Annotated in this window: 19 protein-coding genes; 12 read left to right on the forward strand and 7 right to left on the reverse strand. The window is 71.3% G+C overall.

The annotated features are described in order from the left end of the window. Positions 1 to 57 precede the first annotated feature (57 nt). The gene (gene mmpA / locus P2Q00_RS03050; RefSeq protein WP_275769115.1) at positions 58 to 204 is read left to right on the forward strand and encodes a morphogenic membrane protein MmpA; all 147 of its coding nucleotides are present in this window, start codon (positions 58 to 60) and stop codon (positions 202 to 204) included. 7 nt (positions 205 to 211) lie between these two features. Here mmpA and P2Q00_RS03055 read toward each other — a convergent pair whose 3' ends face one another. Further along, complete coding sequence (locus tag P2Q00_RS03055) at positions 212 to 1390, reverse strand: saccharopine dehydrogenase family protein (protein WP_275769116.1); 1179 nt, start codon at positions 1388 to 1390, stop codon at positions 212 to 214. A 194-nt stretch (positions 1391 to 1584) separates the two neighbouring features. On the opposite strand from P2Q00_RS03055, the gene P2Q00_RS03060 reads away from it, so the two are divergent. The 5 genes from P2Q00_RS03060 (at position 1585) to P2Q00_RS03080 (ending at position 9128) form a co-directional block, all read left to right on the forward strand. Beyond that, a complete protein-coding gene (locus P2Q00_RS03060; RefSeq protein WP_275769118.1) occupies positions 1585 to 2739 on the forward strand; it encodes a CaiB/BaiF CoA transferase family protein in 1155 nt (384 codons plus the stop codon). Further along, complete coding sequence (locus P2Q00_RS03065) at positions 2736 to 3878, forward strand: acyl-CoA dehydrogenase family protein (protein ID WP_275769121.1); 1143 nt, start codon at positions 2736 to 2738, stop codon at positions 3876 to 3878. The genes P2Q00_RS03060 and P2Q00_RS03065 overlap by 4 nt, the downstream gene beginning before the upstream one ends. 21 nt (positions 3879 to 3899) lie before the next feature. Further along, entirely contained in the window at positions 3900 to 5114 is a 1215-nt protein-coding gene (locus P2Q00_RS03070; protein WP_275769124.1) for an acetyl-CoA C-acetyltransferase, read from the forward strand. A gap of 50 nt (positions 5115 to 5164) precedes the next feature. Then, positions 5165 to 7339, forward strand: coding sequence for a 3-hydroxyacyl-CoA dehydrogenase NAD-binding domain-containing protein (locus P2Q00_RS03075; protein ID WP_275769127.1), 2175 nt, complete (start codon positions 5165 to 5167; stop codon positions 7337 to 7339). Between the two features lie 163 nt (positions 7340 to 7502). Then, positions 7503 to 9128 carry a thiamine pyrophosphate-binding protein gene (locus tag P2Q00_RS03080; protein WP_275769129.1) on the forward strand — a complete coding sequence of 542 codons (1626 nt, stop codon included), beginning with the start codon at positions 7503 to 7505 and terminating at the stop codon, positions 9126 to 9128. A gap of 89 nt (positions 9129 to 9217) precedes the next feature. On the opposite strand, the gene P2Q00_RS03085 is transcribed toward P2Q00_RS03080, so the two are convergent. After that, positions 9218 to 10006, reverse strand: coding sequence for an SDR family NAD(P)-dependent oxidoreductase (locus tag P2Q00_RS03085; RefSeq protein ID WP_275769131.1), 789 nt, complete (start codon positions 10004 to 10006; stop codon positions 9218 to 9220). Between the two features lie 85 nt (positions 10007 to 10091). On the opposite strand from P2Q00_RS03085, the gene P2Q00_RS03090 reads away from it, so the two are divergent. Together P2Q00_RS03090 and P2Q00_RS03095 are read left to right on the forward strand one after the other, a co-directional pair. After that, on the forward strand, positions 10092 to 10943 hold the full coding sequence (locus P2Q00_RS03090) for a helix-turn-helix transcriptional regulator (RefSeq protein WP_275769132.1): 852 nt from the start codon (positions 10092 to 10094) through the stop codon (positions 10941 to 10943). Between the two features lie 68 nt (positions 10944 to 11011). Continuing rightward, entirely contained in the window at positions 11012 to 11752 is a 741-nt protein-coding gene (locus P2Q00_RS03095) for an IclR family transcriptional regulator (protein ID WP_275769135.1), read from the forward strand. A gap of 174 nt (positions 11753 to 11926) precedes the next feature. On the opposite strand, the gene P2Q00_RS03100 is transcribed toward P2Q00_RS03095, so the two are convergent. The 3 genes from P2Q00_RS03100 to P2Q00_RS03110 are packed head-to-tail and all read right to left on the reverse strand — an operon-like array spanning position 11927 to position 15523. Beyond that, complete coding sequence (locus P2Q00_RS03100) at positions 11927 to 13396, reverse strand: sugar ABC transporter ATP-binding protein (RefSeq protein WP_275769138.1); 1470 nt, start codon at positions 13394 to 13396, stop codon at positions 11927 to 11929. Between the two features lies 1 nt (position 13397). Further along, a complete protein-coding gene (locus tag P2Q00_RS03105; RefSeq protein WP_275769141.1) occupies positions 13398 to 14459 on the reverse strand; it encodes a sugar ABC transporter substrate-binding protein in 1062 nt (353 codons plus the stop codon). Between the two features lie 35 nt (positions 14460 to 14494). Further along, positions 14495 to 15523: an ABC transporter permease gene (locus P2Q00_RS03110; protein ID WP_275769144.1), complete on the reverse strand. Its 1029-nt coding sequence runs from the start codon at positions 15521 to 15523 to the stop codon at positions 14495 to 14497. Between the two features lie 157 nt (positions 15524 to 15680). Here P2Q00_RS03110 and P2Q00_RS03115 point away from each other — a divergent pair, with 157 nt between their 5' ends. Then, the gene (locus P2Q00_RS03115) at positions 15681 to 16406 is read left to right on the forward strand and encodes an SDR family NAD(P)-dependent oxidoreductase (RefSeq protein WP_275769147.1); all 726 of its coding nucleotides are present in this window, start codon (positions 15681 to 15683) and stop codon (positions 16404 to 16406) included. Here P2Q00_RS03115 and P2Q00_RS03120 read toward each other — a convergent pair. Further along, positions 16383 to 17108 (reverse strand): MerR family transcriptional regulator, encoded by a 726-nt coding sequence (locus P2Q00_RS03120; RefSeq protein ID WP_275769151.1) that lies wholly within the window; start codon positions 17106 to 17108, stop codon positions 16383 to 16385. The genes P2Q00_RS03115 and P2Q00_RS03120 overlap by 24 nt on opposite strands. A 228-nt stretch (positions 17109 to 17336) precedes the next feature. Here P2Q00_RS03120 and P2Q00_RS03125 point away from each other — a divergent pair, with 228 nt between their 5' ends. Genes P2Q00_RS03125 through P2Q00_RS03135 form a run of 3 tightly spaced genes read left to right on the forward strand, consistent with a single transcriptional unit; the run spans position 17337 to position 19993 of the window. Further along, on the forward strand, positions 17337 to 18803 hold the full coding sequence (locus tag P2Q00_RS03125; protein WP_275769154.1) for an amino acid permease: 1467 nt from the start codon (positions 17337 to 17339) through the stop codon (positions 18801 to 18803). Positions 18804 to 18845: 42 nt separating this feature from the next. After that, entirely contained in the window at positions 18846 to 19097 is a 252-nt protein-coding gene (locus P2Q00_RS03130) for a hypothetical protein (protein WP_275769156.1), read from the forward strand. Beyond that, positions 19094 to 19993: a PfkB family carbohydrate kinase gene (locus P2Q00_RS03135; RefSeq protein WP_275769158.1), complete on the forward strand. Its 900-nt coding sequence runs from the start codon at positions 19094 to 19096 to the stop codon at positions 19991 to 19993. Before P2Q00_RS03130 ends, P2Q00_RS03135 begins: the two co-directional genes overlap by 4 nt. A 120-nt stretch (positions 19994 to 20113) precedes the next feature. Here the strand turns inward: P2Q00_RS03135 and P2Q00_RS03140 are convergent, their stop codons facing one another. Further along, entirely contained in the window at positions 20114 to 21598 is a 1485-nt protein-coding gene (locus P2Q00_RS03140; RefSeq protein ID WP_275769161.1) for a M1 family metallopeptidase, read from the reverse strand. Positions 21599 to 21671 lie beyond the last annotated feature (73 nt).

Below are 21671 nucleotides of genomic sequence, written 5' to 3' on the forward strand. Positions count from 1 at the left end.
TGGACTGAGTACCCGTACGGATGTGGGCGCGGCGCACCGGTCGGCAGGCTGTGCCGTATGACGACGCACCGCGCCCCTAAGCCCCTCGCCGACCCCAACCGTCCCGTCGAGCGTGCCGTGACGGCCGCGCTGGTCCTCGCCGTGCTGGCGGGGGTCGGCTGGATCGCCGGGATGCTCTACACGGTGGCCGGGTGGTCGATGTAGGGCGGGTTCAGCGGCTCGCGGCGACCCGGAAGGTGATGCCGGCCCTGCGCAGGCGCTCGGTCAGTGCGTCGCCCATCGCGACCGCCGTGGTGACCTGGCCGGCCGTCGGCGGAAGGTCGTCGAAGGCCAGTGACAGGGCCGACTCGGCGAACATCTTGGCCGTCTCGTCGTAGCCGGGGTCGCCGCCCGCGACCTCCGTGAGCACCTGACGGCCGCCGCCCTCGCCCACGAAGCGGACCTTGAACCAGCTCTTCGCCCGCTTCTCGGCGCTCGGTCCGTCGCCCGGCTTGAGCCGGTCCGACAACCAGCGCCGTGCGGGCGGCAGTTGGGCGGCCGCGAAGAGGCCGCCGACGGCCGCGGCCCCGCCCAGCGCGAGCGGCAGATGCCGCACCGCCGCGTAGTGCCGGTAGCGGAAGTCGGGGCCGTAGCGCTCCAGGGCCTTCGCGGACCGGCCCACGATCTGCGGGTCGATGGTCGGCAGCGGCAGCGCCCACGCACCGACCTCCTTCGCGAACCGCGGCACCCCCGTGGGAGCGCCGGCCCGCCGCCCCACCAGGCGCGGCTCGTGCCGCTTCCGGTCCCGCTCGGCGGCCAGCATGGGCCGCACCCGCGAGAACTGGTTGAGCGCCGACGCGAACGTACCGCCCGAGAAGGTGGCGTCCGCCGTCACGAACCCGTCGACCGTCAGCGGAACCCCCTCCGGCAGCTGCCGGACCGTGAAGTACGCGCCCAGGTCGTGCGGGATCGAGTCGAAGCCGCATGCGTGCACCAGCCGCGCACCGGTCTCACGCGCGCGTGCGTCGTGCCGGACGTACATCAGGTCCACGAACTCGGGCTCACCGGTGAGGTCGAGATAGTCCGCACCGCTGTCCGCGCAGGCGGCGACGAGCTCCTCGCCGTAGGTCACATACGGACCCACCGTCGTGGCCACCACGCGCGCGTGCTCGGCGAGTTCGCGCAGGGAGGCCGGATCGCCCACGTCCGCCCGCAGCACCCCGACCTTCCCGGTGCCGGGCAGCCGGTCGCGCAGCTGCTCCAGCTTCTGCTCATTGCGGCCGGCGATCGCCCAGCGCAGATCGTCCGGCGCGTGCGCGGCGAGGTACTCCGCGGTGAGCGTCCCGACGAAGCCCGTGGCTCCGAAGAGCACGATGTCGTACGGACGGTCCGTCCTGTTCAGCCTGCTCATGACACCCCTCGGTCTGCAGCACGCGCCGTTGTCGGTGGCCGAGGCTAGCGTGAAGAGTGCGGAGCCCGGCCGCCGGGTGCCGCCGGGTCCCGATAATTGGCTAAGCGCTTGCTCGCCCGGGTCTTGTGTCCGCTGGAACCTGTTCCTAACATCACTAGTGTTACAGCAGTTGTGTCACAACCCCTGGGGACTGCATGGCAGAGGCAAAGACGCCTGGACACGGCCCGCTCACCGGCGTGCGCGTGGTGGAGCTGGCCGGTATCGGGCCCGGCCCGTTCGCCGCCATGCTCCTCGCCGACCTGGGCGCCGACGTCGTCCGCGTGGACCGCCCCGGCGGCGTCGGACTCGCGATCAACACGGAGTACGACATCACCAACCGCAACAAGCGCTCGGTGATCGTCGACCTGAAGTCCCCGGACGGCCCCGCGCGCGTCCTCGACCTCGCCGCACGCGCCGACATCCTCATCGAGGGCTACCGCCCCGGCGTCGCCGAACGCCTCGGCGTCGGCCCCGAGGCCTGCCACGCCCGCAACCCGGCACTCGTCTACGGCCGCATGACCGGCTGGGGCCAGGAGGGCCCGCTGGCCCACCGCGCCGGCCACGACATCGCGTACATCGCGCTCACCGGCACCCTCGGCATGATCGGCGATCCGGACTCGCCCCCGGCCGTCCCCGCCAACCTCCTCGGCGACTACGCGGGCGGCTCCCTGTATCTGGTCGTCGGCGTCCTCGCCGCCCTCCACCACGCGCGCGCCACCGGCACCGGCCAGGTCGTCGATGCCGCCATCGTCGACGGCACCTCCCACCTCGCCGCGATGATCCACGGCATGCTCGCCGCCGGCGGCTGGCAGGACCGGCGCGGCGCCAACCTCCTGGACGGCGGCTGCCCGTACTACGGCACGTACGAGACGGCCGACGGCAAGCACATGGCGGTCGGCGCCCTGGAACCGCAGTTCTACGACGAGTTCGTGCGCCTTCTCGGCATCCCGGAGCACTCCGACGCCCGCAAGGACTGGGCCCGCTGGGGCGAGCTGCGCGCGGCGGTCGCGGCCCGCTTCAAGTCCCGCACCCGGGACGAGTGGACGGCCGTCTTCGAGGGCTCCGACGCGTGCGTGGCTCCCGTGCTGTCGCTGAGCGAGGCCCCGCGCCACCCGCATCTCGCCGCCCGCGGCACCTTCACCGACCACGGCGGCATCACCCAGCCCGCGCCCGCACCCCGCTTCTCCGCGACCCCCACCGCCGTGCGCACCGGCCCCGCCCAGCCGGGCGCCGACACCACCGACGTGGCGCGCGACTGGGACGTACCCGACCTCCTGAAGGACCAGGAACTCATGAAGGGCTCCGAATGAAGCGGCAGATCTTCGCCCCCGAGCACGACGCGTTCCGCGCGACCGTGCGCAGTTTCCTGGCCAGGGAGGTGCTGCCGTACTACGAGCAGTGGGAGAAGGACGGCATCGTCTCCCGCCACGCCTGGCGGGCGGCCGGCAAGCAGGGGCTCCTCGGGCTCGCCGTGCCCGAGGAGTACGGGGGCGGCGGCACGTCCGATTTCCGCTACGCCACCGTCCTGGCCGAGGAGTTCACGCGCGCGGGTGCGCCCGGGCTCGCCCTCGGACTGCACAACGACGTCATCGGCCCGTACCTCACCGGCCTCGCCACCGAGGAGCAGAAGCGGCGCTGGCTGCCCGGCTTCTGCGACGGCTCGCTGATCACCGCCATCGCCATGACCGAGCCCGGCGCCGGCTCCGACCTGCAGGGCATCCGTACGCACGCGGAGGACCGGGGCGACCACTGGGTGCTGAACGGCTCCAAGACGTTCATCTCCAACGGGATCCTCGCCGACCTGGTGATCGTCGTCGCCAAGACGACCCCGGAGGGCGGCGCCCACGGACTGTCCCTCCTCGTCGTCGAGCGCGGCGCGGAGGGCTTCGAGCGCGGCCGCAACCTCGACAAGATCGGCCAGAAGGCGCAGGACACGGCCGAGCTGTTCTTCCATGATGTGCGCGTCCCGAAGGAGAACCTCCTGGGCACGTTCAACGGTGCCTTCGTCCATCTGATGACGAACCTTGCGCAGGAGCGCCTGAGCATCGCCGTCTCCGCGATCGCCGCCGCCGAGCACCTCCTGGAGATCACCACGGAGTACGTCAAGGAGCGCGAGGCCTTCGGCAGGCCGCTCGCCACCAAGCAGCACATCCGCTTCGAGGTGGCCGAGATGGCCACCGAGTGCGCCGTCACGCGCGCGTTCCTCGACCGCTGCATCGAGGATCACTCGGACGGGCGACTCGACGCCGTGCACGCCTCCATGGCCAAGTGGTGGGCGACCGAGCTGCAGAAGCGGGTCGCCGACCGCTGCCTCCAACTGCACGGCGGCTACGGCTACATGACCGAGTACCCCGTCGCCCGGGCCTTCACCGACGGCCGCATCCAGACCATCTACGGCGGGACGACCGAGATCATGAAGGAGATCATCGGCCGTTCCCTGCTCGGCTAACCCTCGTTGAAAGGCTTTCCAGTGAGCACCGAAGCGTATGTGTACGACGCGATCCGCACCCCGCGCGGCCGCGGCAAGGCGAACGGCTCCTTGCACGGCACCAAGCCCATCGACCTGGTCGTCGGACTCATCCACGAGATCCGCGACCGCTTCCCCGGCCTGGATCCGGCGGCGATCGACGACATCGTGCTCGGCGTCGTCGGCCCGGTCGGCGACCAGGGTTCCGACATCGCCCGGATCGCCGCCGTCGCCGCCGGGCTGCCGGACACGGTCGCGGGCGTACAGGAGAACCGCTTCTGTGCTTCGGGCCTGGAGGCCGTCAACATGGCCGCCGCCAAGGTCCGTTCGGGCTGGGAGGACCTGGTCCTCGCGGGCGGTGTCGAGTCCATGTCCCGGGTGCCGATGGCCTCGGACGGCGGCGCCTGGTTCAACGACCCGATGACCAACCTGGCCGTCAACTTCGTGCCGCAGGGCATCGGCGCCGACCTGATCGCCACCATTGAGGGCTTCTCGCGGCGTGACGTCGACGAGTACGCGGCGCTCTCCCAGGAGCGGGCGGCGACGGCCTGGAAGGAGGGCCGCTTCGACCGCTCGGTCGTGCCGGTCAAGGACCGCGGCGGCCTCGTCGTCCTCGACCACGACGAGCACCTGCGCCCGGGCACCACCGCCGACTCCCTCGCCAAGCTGAAGCCGTCCTTCGCGGACATCGGCGACCTGGGCGGCTTCGACGCCGTGGCCCTGCAGAAGTACCACTGGGTCGAGAAGATCGACCACGTCCACCACGCGGGCAACTCCTCCGGCATCGTGGACGGCGCCTCGCTGGTCGCGATCGGCTCCAAAGAGGTCGGCGAGCGCTACGACCTCACCCCGCGCGCGCGGATCGTGTCGGCGGCGGTCTCCGGCTCCGAACCCACGATCATGCTCACCGGCCCCGCGCCCGCCACCCGCAAGGCCCTCGCCAAGGCCGGCCTGACCATCGACGACATCGACCTGGTCGAGATCAACGAGGCCTTCGCTGCGGTCGTCCTGCGCTTCGTGCGGGACATGGGCCTGTCCCTGGACAAGGTCAACGTCAACGGCGGCGCGATCGCCCTCGGCCACCCGCTCGGCGCCACCGGAGCCATGATCCTCGGCAGCCTCGTCGACGAACTGGAGCGCCAGGACAAGCGCTACGGCCTCGCGACCCTCTGTGTCGGCGGCGGCATGGGCATCGCCACGATCGTCGAGCGCATCTGAACACCCGGCGGAACCAAGAGACTTCAGAGACTTCAACGGAGACCCTCGTCATGACTCAGAGCACCACCATCCGCTGGGAACAGGACCGCACCGGCGTCGTCACCCTCGTCCTCGACGACCCGAACCAGTCCGCGAACACCATGAACGCCGCGTTCCGCGACTCCCTTGCAGCGGTCACCGAGCGCCTGGAGGCCGAGAAGGACTCCATCCGCGGCATCATCTTCACCTCCGCCAAGAAGACCTTTTTCGCCGGCGGCGACCTGCGCGACCTCATCCGGGTCACCCCCGAGACCGCGCAGGACCTCTTCGACGGCGGCATGGCGATCAAGCGCAACCTGCGCCGCATCGAGACCCTGGGCAAGCCTGTCGTCGCCGCGATCAACGGCGCGGCCCTGGGCGGCGGTTACGAGATCGCCCTCGCCTGCCACCACCGGGTCGCCCTCGACGCGCCCGGCTCGAAGATCGGCTGCCCCGAGGTCACCCTGGGCCTGCTCCCCGGAGGCGGCGGCGTCGCCCGTACGGTCCGCCTGCTGGGCATCGCCGACGCGCTCCTGAAGGTGCTGCTCCAGGGCACCCAGTACAACCCCCAGCGCGCCCTGCAGAACGGCCTGGTCGACGATGTGGCCGCCACCCCGGACGAACTGCTCGCCAAGGCCCGCGCGTTCATCGACGCCAACCCCGAGTCGCAGCAGCCCTGGGACAAGCCCGGCTACCGCATCCCGGGCGGCACCCCCGCCAACCCCAAGTTCGCGGCCAACCTGCCCGCCTTCCCGGCCAACCTGCGCAAGCAGACCAACGGCGCGCCCTACCCGGCGCCGCGCAACATCCTCGCGGCGGCCGTGGAAGGCTCCCAGGTCGACTTCGAGACCGCACAGGTCATCGAGGCGCGCTACTTCGTCGAGCTGGCAGCCGGCCAGACCTCGAAGAACATGATCCAGGCCTTCTTCTTCGACCTCCAGGCCGTCAACTCCGGCGCCAACCGCCCCAAGGGCATCGAGCCCCGCCCGGTCCGCAAGGTCGCGGTCCTCGGCGCCGGGATGATGGGCGCGGGCATCGCGTACTCGTGCGCCCGCGCCGGCATCGACGTCGTCCTGAAGGACGTGTCCCCGGAAGCGGCCGCCAAGGGCAAGGGCTACTCCGAGAAGCTCTGCGCGAAGGCCGTCTCCCGGGGCCGTACGACGCAGGAGAAGGCGGACGCGCTGCTCGCCCGCATCACGCCGACGGCGGATCCGCAGGACGTGGCCGGCTGCGACGCGGTCATCGAGGCCGTGTTCGAGAACCCGGAGCTCAAGCACAAGGTGTTCCAGGAGATCCAGCACATCGTCGAGCCGGACGCGCTGCTGTGCTCCAACACGTCGACGCTGCCGATCACCGCGCTGGCCGAGGGAGTGGAGCGCCAGTCCGACTTCGTCGGCCTGCACTTCTTCTCTCCCGTGGACAAGATGCCGCTCGTCGAGATCATCAAGGGCGAGCGGACCGGCGACGAGGCCCTCGCCCGCGCCTTCGACCTGGTCCGCCAGATCAAGAAGACGCCGATCGTCGTGAACGACTCGCGCGGCTTCTTCACCTCCCGTGTCATCGGCCACTTCATCAACGAGGGCGTCGCGATGGTCGGCGAGGGCATCGAGCCCGCGTCCGTCGAGCAGGCCGCGGCGCAGGCGGGCTACCCGGCGAAGGTCCTCTCCCTGATGGACGAGCTGACGCTCACGCTCCCGCGGAAGATCCGCAACGAGTCGAAGCGGGCCGTCGAGGAGGCAGGCGGCACCTGGCCGACGCACCCCGCCGAGGCGGTCATCGACCGCATGGTCGACGAGTTCGGGCGGACCGGACGCAGCGGGGGAGCGGGCTTCTACGAGTACGGGGAGGACGGCAAGCGGGCGCGGCTCTGGCCCGGCCTGCGCGAGCACTTCACACGCGAAGGCGCCGAGATCCCCTTCAGGGACATGCAGGAGCGCATGCTCTTCTCCGAGGCGCTCGACACGGTCAAGCTCCTGGAGGAGAACGTCCTGACGTCCGTCGCCGACGCCAACATCGGCTCCATCTTCGGCATCGGCTTCCCCGGCTGGACGGGCGGCGTACTGCAGTACATCAACGGATACGAGGGCGGGCTGCCGGGCTTCGTGGCACGCGCGCGTGAGCTGGCGGAGCGGTACGGGGAGCGGTTCACCCCGCCTGCGCTGCTGGTGGAGAAGGCGGAGAAGGGGGAGCGGTTCACGGACGCGTGAGCTGTCCCTGGGGGCTGCCGCCCCCAGACCCCCGCTTCCGCCTGAACGGCCTCGTCGCAGGCGCATACCGCTGAGCGACACGGCCCCCTTGCCCCCCGGCCCACGGGACCCGCACGCTGACCGGCGAGCCGGTTCGCCAGGTCCCCGTCCCGAGGAGCCCCCCATGGGATACCGTCCCGCCCTCGCCGTCCTGGACATCCTCCGCGGCGAGGGCGTGGACCGCGTCTTCGGCAACCCCGGCACCACCGAACTCCCTTTCCTGGCGGCCCTGGCGGACGCCCACGGCAGCCCCGAGTACGTACTCGGTGTCCACGAGGGCGCCGTCGTCGCCATGGCCGACGGCTACGCCCGCGGCACCGGCCGCCCCGCCTTCGTCAGCCTGCACATCGCCGCCGGCCTCGCCAACGGCCTGATCGGCCTGCTCAACGCCCGCCGCTCCCGCACCCCCCTTGTCGTGACTGCCGGCCAACAGGATCGCCGCCACCTCCAGCAGGACCCCATGCTCACCGGCGACCTCATCGGCCTCGCCACACCCGCCGTGAAGGCGACGTACGACGTCCAGCACGCCCACGACCTGCCCCTCGCCCTGCGCCGCGCCTTCGCCCTGGCCGTACGGCCGCCCGCCGGACCGGTGTTCCTGTCCGTCCCCATGGACGTGCTCGCCGAGGACACCGAGGTCGAGATCCCGGCCCGCACCCCCACACCCCCGCCGGGACCGGCCCCGGGCCTCGAACGCGCCGCCCTCCTGCTCGGCGCCGCAACCCGCCCCGCGATCGTCGCGGGCGACGGCGTGGGCCGCGAGGACGCCCTCGCCGCACTCGTTCGTACGGCGGAGACGTGCGGCGCCGTCGTCCACCACCAGCCCATGGCCGACTGCCTCAACTTCCCCACCACCCACCCGCTCCACGCCGGGATGCTGCCGCCCCGCCACGACGCGATCCGCGCCGCCCTCGCCGCGTACGACACCGTGCTGATCGCCGGAGCGCACGCCTTCACGCCCCACCACTACACGCCCGGACCTGCGCTGCCGCCCGGTCTCACCGTCGTCCAGCTCGACTCGGACCCGCACGAGATCGGCCGTAACTTCCCCGCCGCGGCCGGACTGGTGGGAGCCCTCGCCCCCTCCCTCCACTGCCTCGCCGAACTCCTCCGCGACCGCGTCCCCGCCCACACGGCCAAGGCCCGCATCCTGCACGCCGGTGAACGCCACACCGCCGACCGCGACCGCGCCGAGTCCGCCGCCCGCGCCGCCTACTCCCCGGCACCGCTCGCCCCCTGGGCAGCCGCCCACGCCGTCGCCCGTGGTCTGCCGCCCGACGCCGTGGTCGTCGAAGAGGCCATCACCGTCGGCCTGTTGCTCCGCCGCCTCGTCCGCCTCGACCGCCCCGGCAGCTACACCCACACCGTCGGCGGCGGCCTGGGCTGGGGCATCGGCGCCGCCGTCGGCCGCGCACTCGCCGAACCCGGCCGCCCGGTCGTCGCCGTCCTGGGCGACGGCTGCACCCTGTTCGGCCTGCAGGGACTGTGGAGCGCCGCCCGCCAGGCGGCCCCTGTCCTGTTCGTCGTCATGAGCAACGGCGCCTACCGCACCCTCCAGGACACCTATGAAGCAACGGGCGGCACGGGCGTCTGCCCCGGCACCGACCTGGGACAGCTGGACTTCACCCAGGCAGCCGGCTTCTTCGGAGTCGACGCGGTACGCGCGGCCGACGCCGACCACCTGCGCGAACTGGTCGCAGGGGCGGGCGAGTTGACGCGACCGCTGCTGGTCGACGTACCACTGCGGTAGGCGTCGGCCGGCCGGGCCGGTCCGCCGGATCGACTGCTCATCGCGGGGAGGCAGGGGGCACCGGCGGACAGCGGCCGGGGCCGGTCCTGTCAGGCGCCGGCGCCCCCGTCGACCGGGATGATCGCGCCGGTCACATACGAGGCACGGTCGCTGAGCAGCCAGGCGGCCACCTCGGCGATCTCGCGGGGCTCGGCCATCCGGCCGAGCGGTGTCGCCGCGTTGTTGGCCTCGATGATGCCGGGAGTCGCCGCCTCCCACTTCTCCATCATCTCCGTGGCGGTGCCGCCGGGGGTGATGCCGTTCACCCGGATGCTCTCAGGGGCCCAGGTCACCGCGGCGGTCTCGGTGATGCTGTTGAGCGCGCGCTTCATGGCGCCGTATGCGGGCAGGGCCGGGTTCGCCCGGCGGCTGCCGATGCTCGAGGTGTTGACGATCGCCCCGCCGCCGCTCTGCCGCATGAGCGCGGCCTCGGCGGTCATGGCGGTCCAGTGCGAGCGGAAGTTCACGGCGAACTGCTCGTCGATGTCCTTGTCGCTCGTGGTGTCGAGCGGGCCGGGCTGCTGCTGGACGACGGCACCGTTGTTGAAGGCGCCGTCGAGCCGTCCGTGCAGCCTTTCGACGTGGTCGACGGCGGCGCGGATGCTCGCGCGGTCGGCGAGGTCCAGGGGGACGGCGTCGGCGGTGCCGCCGTCGGCGCGGATCTCGGTGACGATGCGGTCCAGGGCGTCGGTGCTGCGGGCGGCGAGCACGACGGCGGCGCCCTCGGAGGCGAAGAGCCGGGCCGCGGCCGCGCCGATGCCGCGGCTGGCGCCGGTGATGAAGACGACCTTGCCGGTGAGCAGGCCGATGGGTGCGGTGCTGGTGGTGTTTTCCGTCATGCCGTCACTGTCGATCCGGTCCGGGACCGGATACAGGCACAGCCAGTACTACGATCCGCCGCCGGGCAGCGCGCACACTTCACGTATGGACAGGCAGGAGCTCGGGGCATTTCTCCGCAGCCGACGCGAGCGGCTCAGGCCGCAGGACGTCGGCCTCCCCTCAGGCCCGCGACGCAGGACCCCGGGGCTTCGTCGTGAGGAGATCGCGGTCCTCGCGCACATCTCCACGGAGTACTACGTCCGGCTCGAACAGGGCCGCGCGCCGCGCCCGTCCGGCGAGGTCCTCGCCGGGATCGCGGCCGCGCTGCGGCTGACCGACGCCGAGTCCGACCACCTCCACGTCCTCGCGGGTACCGCGCCGGCCCGCACCCGGCTGCACCGGCGCGACGTCCGCCCGAGCATCCTCGCCCTCCTCGACCGGCTGCCGCAGACGGCCGGCTTGGTGATCTCGGCCGCGTTCGAGGTGCTCGCGTGGAACGACCTCGCGGCCGCGCTCATGGAGGACTTCGCCGTGCTCGCCCCCGAGGACCGCAATCTCGCGCGCCGGGCGTTCCTCGGGGCCGAGCGCGCAGAGGCGACGCTGTACGGGATCTCCGACACCGCAGAGTTCCGCCACCAAGTGGTCATGCAGCTCCACGCCACCCTCGCCCGCTACCCCACGGATCCCGCGGTGACCGGCCTCGTCGACGAACTCCGTAACACCAGCCCCGACTTCGCCCGGCTCTGGGAGCAACACGACGTGCAGGCTGCGCCGATGCTGACGAAGATCTTCCGCCACCCGGTCGTCGGACAGATCACCGTCGACTGCGACTCGCTCTCGCTCACGGACCGCGACCAGCACCTCGTGCTCTACAGCGCGCCGCCAGGATCCCCCGGCGCCGAGGCTCTGGCTCTTCTCAACGTCCTCGGCGCCCAGGCGAGTGACTACCTGCGGTAGTGCAATGCCGGCGCGGACAGCGCCGCCCCCTCCTTGTCACCCCACCCGGAAACGACGACCATCGGTCCATGACGGACGGTCGGCCGCCGAAGTCTGTACTCGCCCGCGGGGCCATGCTGCTGCGCGCCTGCGGCGACTGCGGCACCGCTCTCACCCTCGCCGAGCTGGCCCAGCGCACGGGACTGCCCAAGCCCACCGCGCACCGGCTGCTCGGCGAGCTGGTCCGGCTCGGCCTGGTCGAGCGCACCGAGGAGGGCAGCTACCGCATCGGGCTCGGCCTGTTCGTGCTCGGTCAGTCGGCGCCGACCGTGCGCGAGCTGCGGGACGCGGCGCTGCCGTACCTCGGGGACCTGCACGAGGCGACGCAGGAGAACGTGCACCTGGCCGTCCCGGACGGCACCGACACCCTCTTCCTGGAGAAGATCACCGGCCGCCGCGCCACCCCGATCGTCTCCCGCACCGGAGGCCGGCTGCCCGCCCACTGCACGGCCACCGGCAAGCTGTTCCTCGCCCACGACCCCGGCCCGCTGCACCGCACCCTGCCCCGGCTGACCCCGCGCACCCTCGTCCTCCCCGGCCAGCTCGCCCGCGACCTCGCCCTGACCCGCGCCCGCGGCTACGCCGTCAACCTGGAGGAGGCCGAGGTCGGCGTCTCGGCCGTCGCCGCCCCCGTCTACCTCCGCGACCACGGCCCCCGCCCGATCGCCGCGATCTCCGTCACCGGCGGCACCCGCCGCCTCGACATGGCCCGCATGGGCGCACGGGTGTGCGCGGCGGCGAGGGCGCTGACGCGGACACTGTCGGCCTGACCCGGGCTCGGCCCAGTGGTCACGCCCGGGCGGGTGCCGCTTGCTGCCCGTCGACCACCTTTCGGCCTGATTCCGGTATCGCCTGCTGACGCGGACACTGTGGGTCGGCCTGGCGGGGGCGCGGCCCGGTGGTCACGCCCGGGCGTGCGCCGCCTGCTGCCCGCCCCGTATCTCTCAGCCCGACTCCGGCACCGCCTGCTGCATCGCCACCGCCAACGCATGCTCCGTCAGCCGCTCCCCGTGCACCTCGCCGGTGATCCGCCCGCGCACGAACACCAGCACCCGGTCGCACACCTCCGTCAGCTCCGCGAGATCGGTGGACGCGAGCAGCACGGCCGCGCCCCCCGCCGCCAACTCGCCCACGATGCGATGCATTTCGGCCCGTACGCCGACGTCGACACCCCGCGTCGGATCATCCAGGACCACGATCTTCGGTTCCGTCGCCAGCCACTTTGCGAACACCACCTTCTGCTGGTTGCCGCCCGACAGCCGGGCCACGACGTCGTACGGGCCGCCGCGCAGCCGCAGCCGCTGCGTCAAGTCGGCGCTGCGGCGGACCAGTTCGGCGCGGGAGGGCATGACGCCGCCGCGGCCCAGGGCCAGCCAGCTCACCGCCGTCGTGTTCTCCCACACCGCCCGGTCCACCATCAGCCCGTACCGCTTGCGGTCGCTCGGCACGAAGGCGACGCCCGCGCGCACCGCGTCCCGCAGCGAGCGGGGCAGCCCGCGGCCGCCGACGTCGACCCGCCCCGCCGAGATCCCCGTACGCCCGCAGACCACCGCCAACGCGGTGAGATGGCCGGCCCCTTGCAGCCCGGCGACCCCGACCACCTCGCCTGCCCGCACGGTGAACGTCACGTCCGTCAGCCGGCCGGGCACGTCCACCCCGGACAGCACCACCGGCGGCGGCAGATCCACCACGGCCCGCGTCCGGCGCGCCGGCTGCGGCGGGCGCCCGCCCAGCATGGCCGTGACCAGCTCGGGCACGTCCACGTCCGCCCGGCGGGCGCCGGGCAGCGCGACCTGCCCGTCCCTGAGGACCGTCACGCGCTGGGCGAAGCGCATCACCTCGTCCAGGAAGTGGGTGACGTACAGGACGGCGATGCCCCGCCCGGTGAGGGCGCGCAGGACACGTTCGAGGCGGTCGACGGCAGCGGCCGGCAGGGCTGAGGTCGGCTCGTCGAGGATCAGCAGCCGGGGGCCCAGCAGCAGCGCCCGCGCGATCTCCGTCAACTGCTGGTCGGAGAGGGGGAGTTCGCCCACCTCCGTGCCCGGGTCGACGTCCAGTCCCAGCTCGGCCAGGACCGGCCGGGCCGCCCGGTCCATCGCGCCGCGGTCGAGCAGGCCGAAGCGCCGCGGCGGCCCCAGCGGGAAGAGGTTCTCCCGCACGCTCAGGTCCGGGAACAGGCTCAACTCCTGGGAGACGACGGCGATCCGGGTGTCCCGGGCCGACCGCACGGTCCCCGCGTCCGCCGTCAGCGTCCCCGACAGGATCCGCACCAGCGTCGACTTGCCCGCCCCGTTCTCCCCGACCAGCGCGTGCACCTCGCCGCCCCGCAGCCGGATACCGACGCCGTCCAGGGCCCGTACCCCGCCGTACGACTTGACCAGTCCCTGGGCCACGAGGATGTCGCCGTAGGCCATCTCAGCGGGCGTCCTTCAGGGGTTTGAGGTTGGCCTTCTGGTTGGCGAGGAGCTTGTCGATCGTCGGCTTGTACCAGGCGTAGGCCGCGGTCGCGGACTTCTGGCGGGCGATGATCTCATCGATGTCGGAGGAGTCCACGACCCCGCCGGGGGAGAGGAACCAACCCTGGGGCAGCTTGCCGTCCTTGTTGCGTACGGCGTCGATCAGCATGGCCGTGGAGAGATAGCCCTTGAGGAAGTGCTGCGGGTCGATGGTGACGAAGTTCGAGCCGTCCTTGACCGCGTCGAGCGTCTTCGGGTCGACGTCGAAGCCGGCGGTCAGCCACTTCCCGTGCTCCGCCTTCTTGATCTTGGCGAGGTTGTAGCTGTCGGCGTCGCCCACACCCAGGAAGGCCAGGGCGTTCGGGTGCGCGTTGACCTGCGCCGACCAGGAGCTGTAGTTCTGTCCCGGATCGCTGTACGTCTGGAAGGGGCCGAGCACCTTGACGTTCGGCGCCTCCTTCTTGAAGGTGTCGGCGATCCCCTTCGCCCGGTTGTCCAGCACAGGCGTCCCGGGGTTGGGCACGCCGATGACGATCTCGCCCTTCGGGGCGGTGCCGAGCCGCTTCAGCGCCTCCTTCGCCATCAGCTCACCGAGGGCGTAATTGTCGTTGCCCACATAGAAGTTCACCTTGCTGCCATCGGTGGGCGAGGTGTCGAGAGCGACGACCGGAATGCCCTTGTCGACAGCCTGTGCGGCGGGACGGGTGAAGATCGGCGGGTCGAGGTTCTCCAGGACGATGCCGTCCCTGGAGCGCGCGGTGAGGTTCTGGAACAGCTGCGCCTCGGCTGGCCCGTCGGTGTTCGGCGGGCCCACGGCCTTGAAGTCGACCTTGCCCGCGTGGTCCGCCGCGCTCTGCGCGCCCAGCACCATCTCGTGGGCGAAGTTGAGCGAGATGTTGGCGACCGCGATGCCCATGTTCAACTTGCCGTTCTTGCCGGGGCTGTTGTTGCCGCAGCCGACGGCGCCGAGCAGCACCAGGGCGCCGAGTGCGGCGGCGGTCGTACGGAGTCGGGCGTGCATCACGGGCCTCCAAAAGCCTTGCGCAGGCTGGGTGTTCACTTGCGTCGGCGTCCGGTGCGCCGCAGCGCGCTGTCGGCAGCGACGGCGACGAGAATGACCCCTCCGGTCGCGAACGACGTCCAGTTGATGGGTACTTCGAAGAACACGAGCCCGGAGGCGACGACCGAAAGGATCAGCGCCCCGGCCACCGCACCGACGACCGAGCCGCGTCCGCCGGCCAGCGGGGTGCCGCCGATGATGCAGGCGGCGATGGCCTGCAGCTCGTAGCCCTGGCCGAGCGTCGGGTCGCCGGCGCCGTAGAAGGCGAGCGCGAGCGCGGCGGCGCACGCCGTGGTCAGCCCGGACAGGGCCAGGGCCTGGACGCGGGTGCGGACGACCGGGATGCCGCTGAACGCGGCGGCGTCGGGATTGGACCCGATCGCCCGCACCCGGGCCCCGAAGCGGGTGCGGGCGAGCACCACGCCCAGTACGACGAGCACCGTCAGCAGCACCCACAGGGCGAACGGCACCCCGCCGGGATCACCGCCCGCGACCGTGAAGAACGAGTTGCCCAACGGCAAATCGGTGATCTGCTTGCCGTCGGCGAGCGCGAGCCCGACACCCCGGTACAGCATCAGCGTGCCCAGCGTCACGATGAACGACGGCAGCGCGAGCAGCGTCGTCACCAGCGCGTTGAACGCACCCAGCACCATCCCGGTCACCAGCATCACCGGCACCGCCAGCCACGGATCCAGCCCGTCCCGCACCAGCAGCGCCCCGACGACCAGGCACATCGCATAGGTGCCGCCCACCGACAGGTCGACCTCGCGCATGGAGAGCGCGAAGACCATGCCGCACGCCATCAGCGAGATATAGACGGAGTTGTGCGCGGTGGAGAGCAGATTGTCGGTGTCGAGGAAGGCCGGGTACGGGATGCCGATCCCGGCGATCAGCAGCCCCAGCACCAGCAGTACGCCGAACTCGTCCCGCACCATCCGCCGGGGCAGCGGGCGCCACCGACGCAGTCCGCCACCCTGTTCGCGGGCGCGCTCGGCGTCGTCCACGGCACGCTCGGTCTCGGTCATCGGGCACGGCTCCCGTACGGCTGGTGCCAGGGCCGGTGCACGGCCCGTACTGGGTCGCCCCGCAGCGTCGACCCCTCGGGGCCAGGCGGCAACAGACGCGTTTCAGCGAGTGAAATGCACCCTTGCCGAGCGCCTGACGGGTCATCACACTCGGCCCATGGAGACGCGTACCGCCCTGGTGACCGGAGCGGCACAGGGCCTCGGACAGGAATTCGCCGTCGCACTCGCCGGGCGCGGCTACCGGGTCGCCGGCCTCGATCTCGTCCCGCAGCCGGAGACCGCCGGCAAGGTCCTGGACTACCTGGAGCTGGTCGGCGACGTCACCGACGAGGAGCAGGTACGGGCCGGACTGGAGCGCGTGATCGACCAGTTCGGCGCGCTGCACGTCGTGGTCAACAACGCCGGCGTCTATCCGGCCAAGCCCTTCGAGGAGACGACCGCCGAGGACTGGCGGCGGGTCATGCGCGTCAACCTGGAGGCGCCGTTCCTGGTCACGCAGGCCGCGCTGCCGTATCTGAAGGCGGCCGGGTGGGGCCGTATCGTCAACATCGCCTCCGCCGCCGTGTTCACCGCGCCGCCCGCGATGGTTCCCTATGTCGCCTCGAAGACGGGCCTGATCGGCTTCACGCGCGCGCTGGCGGCGGCCCTCGGCCCGTACGACATCACCGTCAACGCGATCGCGCCGAGCATGGTGCGCACCGCGACCGCCGAGCGGACGGTCGGCGCGGACGGCGGTTTCGAGTTCATCCGCGACCGGCAGGCTGTCCAGCGCACCCAGGAGCCCTCCGACCTGGTCTCCACGCTCCTCTACGTGGTGGACGAGGGCAGCGCGTTCCTGACCGGGCAGACGCTCAATGTGTCAGGAGGGTCGGCCTTCCTCTGAGGCGGCGAGCCACTGGTGCACCTCTTCCTTGAGCGACCGCTGGAAGGTGGTCAGCAGCGCCTGCACCACGATGGGCTGCATGTGCGCGGACAGGGACTTCACGTCCTCCTCGGCCCGCTCGGACACCTCAACCCTGAACAGCTGCGACAACTCGTGCGCAGCGGCGCGCGAGTGCGCGATGAGGACCCTGCGCGCGGCCAGGATCGCGTCCTGCGACAGGGGTACGTCGAGCAGCTGGACGGCGAGCCGGAGCAGGCCCGAGTCGATGCGGTACCCGTCCCCGTCGGGCCGGACCACGCCCATGGCGGTGAGCCGTTCGACGTCGTCCGCATCCAGCGGCCGCCCGACCCGGCGCTGCAGTTGCTCCGCCGTCACCGTCGCCACCGTGTCCGGCGCCCAGGAGGCCACCACGGCCCGGTGGATGGCCAGGTCATGGTGGCTCAGGTCCTGCGGCAGCTGCTCCAAGTAGCGCTCGATCGCCGCCAGCGTCATGCCCTGGTGCTGCAGCTCCTCGATGAGCGCCAGCCGCGCCACGTGCTGCTGCCCGTAGTGCCCCACCCGCCGCGGACCGATCACCGGGGGCGGGAGCAGCCCCTTCGTGCCGTAGAACCGGACCGTGCGCACGGTGATGCCGGCCCGCGCGGCCAGTTCGTCGATCGTGAGCGTCGGCTCCCCGGTGTCGCTGTCGGTGTCGGTCGTCATGTGCAGCAGTATCGCTGTAACACCAGTACTGCGATACCCGGGTGCCAGGGGCTCGTGTGGCTCGTGGGGCTTGTGAGAAGTGCCGCTGTGTGATCTACGCCATCGCATACGCACCGCCACCTGGGGGAAGGTGCCGCGTTGGTCTGCGCCTTTCACCCAGCGCGCCGGCCGAGTACGTCCGGACACCCGAGCGCGACCCGCTCGGGCGCACCAGAGAGTGAACCACCTGTGAGCAAGGACGCCGTGCACACGGCACAGGCCGCCACCCGGACCGACGCGGCCCAGGCGCCCGCCGACGCGGGCGATGCCGGCTACAGCAAGGACCTCAAGGCCCGCCACGTCAACATGATCGCCATCGGCGGCGCGATCGGCACCGGCCTCTTCCTGGGCGCCGGCGGCCGCCTGCACAACGCGGGCCCGGCCCTCGCGCTCGCCTACCTCGTCTGCGGCATCTTCGCCTTCTTCGTCGTGCGGGCGCTGGGCGAACTGGTCCTCTACCGCCCCTCCTCCGGTTCCTTCGTGTCGTACGCGCGCGAGTTCCTCGGCGAGAAGGGTGCGTACGTCGCCGGCTGGATGTACTTCCTCAACTGGTCGACGACCGGAATCGCAGACATCACCGCGATCGCGCTCTACACGCACTACTGGAGCATGTTCACGAGCATTCCCCAGTGGGTGCTCGCCCTGATCGCCCTCGCCGTGGTCCTGGCCGTGAACCTGATCTCGGTGAAGATCTTCGGCGAGATGGAGTTCTGGTTCGCGATCATCAAGGTCGCCACCCTCGTCGGCTTCATGCTGATCGGCATCTTCCTGCTCGCCACCCAGCACAAGGTCGACGGCCGGACCCCCGGCCTGAGCGTGATCAACGACCACGGCGGCATCTTCCCGCACGGCCTCATGCCGGTCGTCCTCGTCATGCAGGGCGTGATCTTCGCCTACGCCGCCCTGGAACTGGTCGGCGTCGCCGCGGGCGAGACCGCGGAGCCGGAGAAGGTCGTCCCGCGCGCGGTGAACTCGATCATGTGGCGGGTGGGCCTCTTCTACGTGGGCTCGGTCGTCCTCCTCGCCCTGCTGCTGCCGGGGTCGGTCTACTCGGCCGACGAGAGCCCCTTCGTCACCGTCCTGTCGAAGATCGGCATCTCGGGCGCCGGCGACGTGATGAACCTTGTGGTCCTCACGGCCGCGATGTCGTCCCTGAACTCGGGCCTGTACTCCACCGGCCGCATCCTCCGCTCGATGGCCATGGCGGGCTCGGCCCCGAAGTTCACGGCGCGCATGAACCGCAGCCAGGTCCCCTACGGCGGCATCCTGCTCACCTGCGCGGTCTGCGTGCTCGGCGTCGGCCTCAACTACCTCATGCCGAGCCAGGCCTTCGAGATCGTCCTGAACGTGGCCTCGCTGGGCATCATCTCCACCTGGGTGATCATCATGATCTGCCACCTGGTCTTCGTCCGCCGGGCGAAGGCAGGCCTGCTCACCCGCCCGACCTTCCGCCTCCCCGGCAGCCCGGTCACGGAGATCACCACGATCACCTTCCTGCTCGCGGTGCTCGCCCTGATGTGGAACGACCCCGACGTCGGCCGCAAGACCCTGCTCCTGATCCCGGTGATCGCCGCGTTGCTGGTCGGCGGCTGGTTCGCGGTCCGCCGCAGGGTCGGTCGGGACGAGGACCGGGAGCTGACGGAGCTGACGAAGTAGCAGGTCAGGGCCACTGTCAGTGGCATCGCCTACGGTGGCGTCATGTCGGAGATCAGCTGCGTCCGGGGTGACGTCACCGTGGTGATGCTCTCGCGACGCCATGGGGAGGTGGAGGCGGCGCACGGGCAGGGAAGCGCCCTGAAGGGGCGCGGGGCCGTATCGATGTGCGGCTCCGCCGCGTGGGCGCGACCAGCCACGTACGACCCGCAGACACTCACGTGCCAGGGGCCTTGGCAACTCATCGATCGGGGTGTCAAGGTCACCGTCTACGACCATGGGGAGGCCCAGAGTTGAGCCGTGACATCGACGTCCTCGTGCTGGGCGGGGCAGGCGTGGACACCATCGTGTACGTGCCGGAGTTGCCGCTGCCGTACGCCGACAGTTACATGATCGAGCGCGGCATCCGCACCCGCGCCGGGCAGACCGGTGACTTCGTCGCCCTCGGTCTGAGCGCCCTCGGCCTGCGCGTCCATCACCTCGACATGCTCGGCGACGACCCCGAAGGCGACCTCGTCCGCGCCCTGCACCGTGAGCACGGCATCGCCCTCACCGCCGTCCCCCAGCCCGCCGGCACCAAGCGCGCGGTCAACCTCGTCAGCCCCGACGGCAGACGGCTGTCCCTGTACGACACGAGCCGCGCCCACGCCGACGACCGTCTCCCGGAACCGACGGTGCGGGCGCTGGCGGGGGCGAGCCGGCACGTCCACGTCGCCATCACCCAACCCTGCGCCCACGCGCTTGAGCTCCTGCCCGAGTCCGGCGCGACCATCTCCACCGACCTGCACGACTGGGACGGCGAGAATCCGTACCACGAGCCGTTCGCCCAGGCAGCTGACGTCGTCTTCCTGTCCGCCGCGGCCCTGGCCGACCCCGAGCGGACCATGCGCCGTATCACCGACCGCGGCCGGGCCGAGGTGGTCGTGGCCACGGCCGGTGCGAAGGGTGCGTACCTGCTGGCCGACGACGAGCTGACCCGTATACCGCCCGTCACACCGCCCGCGCCGGTGGTGGACTCCAACGGCGCGGGCGACGCCTTCGCCGCCGCCTTCCTCTACGGCTGGCTGAACCGCGAGGCACCGCAACGCTGCGCCCTGTACGGCGCGGTGGCCGGTGCATACGCCTGCACGGTGCCGTCGACGGAGACGGTGGCGATAGACCGCGAGGAACTCCTGTCCAGGGCGCCGATCTAGAGACGGCGAGGGGAGCGCCCGATCAGGGGCGCGGGGCTGTGTCGATATGCGGCTCCGCCGCGTGGGCGCGAACAACCACAAACGACCCGCAGTCCCCCGACCACCGAACCCGGCAAATCCCTAGTGCACGTCGTTGGTCGCCGCGATCTTCTTCCAGGACTTCGGCTGGACAGGAGCCGCCGCCCCGGCGATCGACGCAGCCCGCGCCGCAGGTGCGGCAGGCTTCACCGGCTGGTACAGCCACGTGTCGAACAGCGCGGACAGCGACTTTCCGGACACCTGCTCGGCGTAGGCCTGGAAGTCGGCGATCGAGGCGTTGCCGTACGCATGCTCCTTCGGCCAGCCCTTCAGGATGGCGAAGAACGCGTCGTCACCGACCTCGTTGCGCAGCGCCTGAACCGCCAGCGCGCCACGGTCGTAGACGGCCGCGTCGAACTGGTTGTCCGGACCGGGGTCACCGGGCTTGACCTTCCAGAAGGCGTCGTCCGCCGGGTGCGAGGCGTACACGTAGTCGGCGAGCTGCTGCGTCGTGCCCTCGCCCTCGTGCTCGGACCACAGCCACTGCGCATAGCTCGCGAAGCCCTCGTTGAGCCAGATGTCCTTCCAGCCCTTGAGCGACACGTCGTCGCCGTACCACTGGTGGGCCAGCTCATGCACGACCAACGAGGTGTTGGCGCCCTTCGCGAACTGCTTCGGGCTGTAGTACACGCGGGTCTGTGTCTCCAGCGCGTACCCGGTGGTCGTGTTGGGCACATACCCGCCGGCCGAGCTGAAGGGATACGGCCCGAAGTAGCCGCTCAGCCAGTCGACGAGCTCCCCGGTGCGCTCCACGCTCGCCCGCGCGGCCCCGTCGTTGTCGCCGAGGTCCTTGCTGTAGGCGTTGACGATCGGCACCCCGCCCTCGGAGGTGCCGGTCGTGATGTCGAACTTGCCGACGGCCAGCGTGGCCAGATATGTCGCCTGCGGTTTGTTCTCGCGCCAGCTGTAGCGGGTCCAGCCCAGCTTCGAACTCGTCGACTGCAGCGTGCCGTTGGAGAGGACCTGGGTGCCGTCCGGCACGGCCACCGACACGTCGTAGGTCGCCTTGTCCAGCGGGTGGTCATTGCTCGGGAACCACCACCAGGCCGCCTCGGGCTCGTCCGCGGCGACCGCCCCGTCCGGCGTGCGGTGCCAGGTGTTGAAGCCGTATGCGGTCTTCGTCGACGGCACTCCGCTGTAGCGCACCACCACGGTGATCGGCGTGTCCTTGGCCAGCGGCGTCTTCGGCGTCACCACCAGCTCGTGCTGGCCCGAGGTCGCGAAGGACGCCTTGGCGCCGTTGACCCGCACCTCGCTGACGTCGAGCAGGAAGTCCAGATCGAAGCTCGACAGGTCCTGGGTGGTCTTCGCCAGGATCGTCGCCGTACCGGCCAACTCGTCGGTGGCGGGCTGGTATTGCAGGCGCAGGTCGTAGTGGGAGACGTCGTATCCGCCGTTGCCGTAGTCCGGGTAGTAGGGGTCGCCGATGCCCGGAGCGCCGGGGGAGTAGCTCGCGGCCGACGCCGGGATCGCCAGCATCAGGGACGCGGCAGCGAGTGCGCCCGGCGTGATGATTCTGCGGTGCACGAAAGCTCCAAGTCGTAGGGGTACGAAGTCTGTTCGGAGCCTATTGAGTCCCTGTGTCCCCGGGCATGTCCAT

It is taken from the genome of Streptomyces coacervatus, assembly GCF_029223485.1.
In the GTDB taxonomy this organism is placed as follows: domain Bacteria; phylum Actinomycetota; class Actinomycetes; order Streptomycetales; family Streptomycetaceae; genus Streptomyces; species Streptomyces coacervatus.

What these genes read in the sequence shown, in the direction of transcription:
- mmpA (WP_275769115.1), top strand. Translation starts at nt 58, where the DNA reads ATGACGACGCACCGCGCCCCTAAGCCCCTCGCCGACCCCAACCGTCCC.
- P2Q00_RS03055 (WP_275769116.1), bottom strand. Translation starts at nt 1,390, where the DNA reads ATGAGCAGGCTGAACAGGACGGACCGTCCGTACGACATCGTGCTCTTC.
- P2Q00_RS03060 (WP_275769118.1), top strand. Translation starts at nt 1,585, where the DNA reads ATGGCAGAGGCAAAGACGCCTGGACACGGCCCGCTCACCGGCGTGCGC.
- P2Q00_RS03065 (WP_275769121.1), top strand. Translation starts at nt 2,736, where the DNA reads ATGAAGCGGCAGATCTTCGCCCCCGAGCACGACGCGTTCCGCGCGACC.
- P2Q00_RS03075 (WP_275769127.1), top strand. Translation starts at nt 5,165, where the DNA reads ATGACTCAGAGCACCACCATCCGCTGGGAACAGGACCGCACCGGCGTC.
- P2Q00_RS03080 (WP_275769129.1), top strand. Translation starts at nt 7,503, where the DNA reads ATGGGATACCGTCCCGCCCTCGCCGTCCTGGACATCCTCCGCGGCGAG.
- P2Q00_RS03085 (WP_275769131.1), bottom strand. Translation starts at nt 10,006, where the DNA reads ATGACGGAAAACACCACCAGCACCGCACCCATCGGCCTGCTCACCGGC.
- P2Q00_RS03090 (WP_275769132.1), top strand. Translation starts at nt 10,092, where the DNA reads ATGGACAGGCAGGAGCTCGGGGCATTTCTCCGCAGCCGACGCGAGCGG.
- P2Q00_RS03095 (WP_275769135.1), top strand. Translation starts at nt 11,012, where the DNA reads ATGACGGACGGTCGGCCGCCGAAGTCTGTACTCGCCCGCGGGGCCATG.
- P2Q00_RS03100 (WP_275769138.1), bottom strand. Translation starts at nt 13,396, where the DNA reads ATGGCCTACGGCGACATCCTCGTGGCCCAGGGACTGGTCAAGTCGTAC.
- P2Q00_RS03105 (WP_275769141.1), bottom strand. Translation starts at nt 14,459, where the DNA reads ATGCACGCCCGACTCCGTACGACCGCCGCCGCACTCGGCGCCCTGGTG.
- P2Q00_RS03110 (WP_275769144.1), bottom strand. Translation starts at nt 15,523, where the DNA reads ATGACCGAGACCGAGCGTGCCGTGGACGACGCCGAGCGCGCCCGCGAA.
- P2Q00_RS03115 (WP_275769147.1), top strand. Translation starts at nt 15,681, where the DNA reads ATGGAGACGCGTACCGCCCTGGTGACCGGAGCGGCACAGGGCCTCGGA.
- P2Q00_RS03120 (WP_275769151.1), bottom strand. Translation starts at nt 17,108, where the DNA reads ATGACGACCGACACCGACAGCGACACCGGGGAGCCGACGCTCACGATC.
- P2Q00_RS03130 (WP_275769156.1), top strand. Translation starts at nt 18,846, where the DNA reads ATGTCGGAGATCAGCTGCGTCCGGGGTGACGTCACCGTGGTGATGCTC.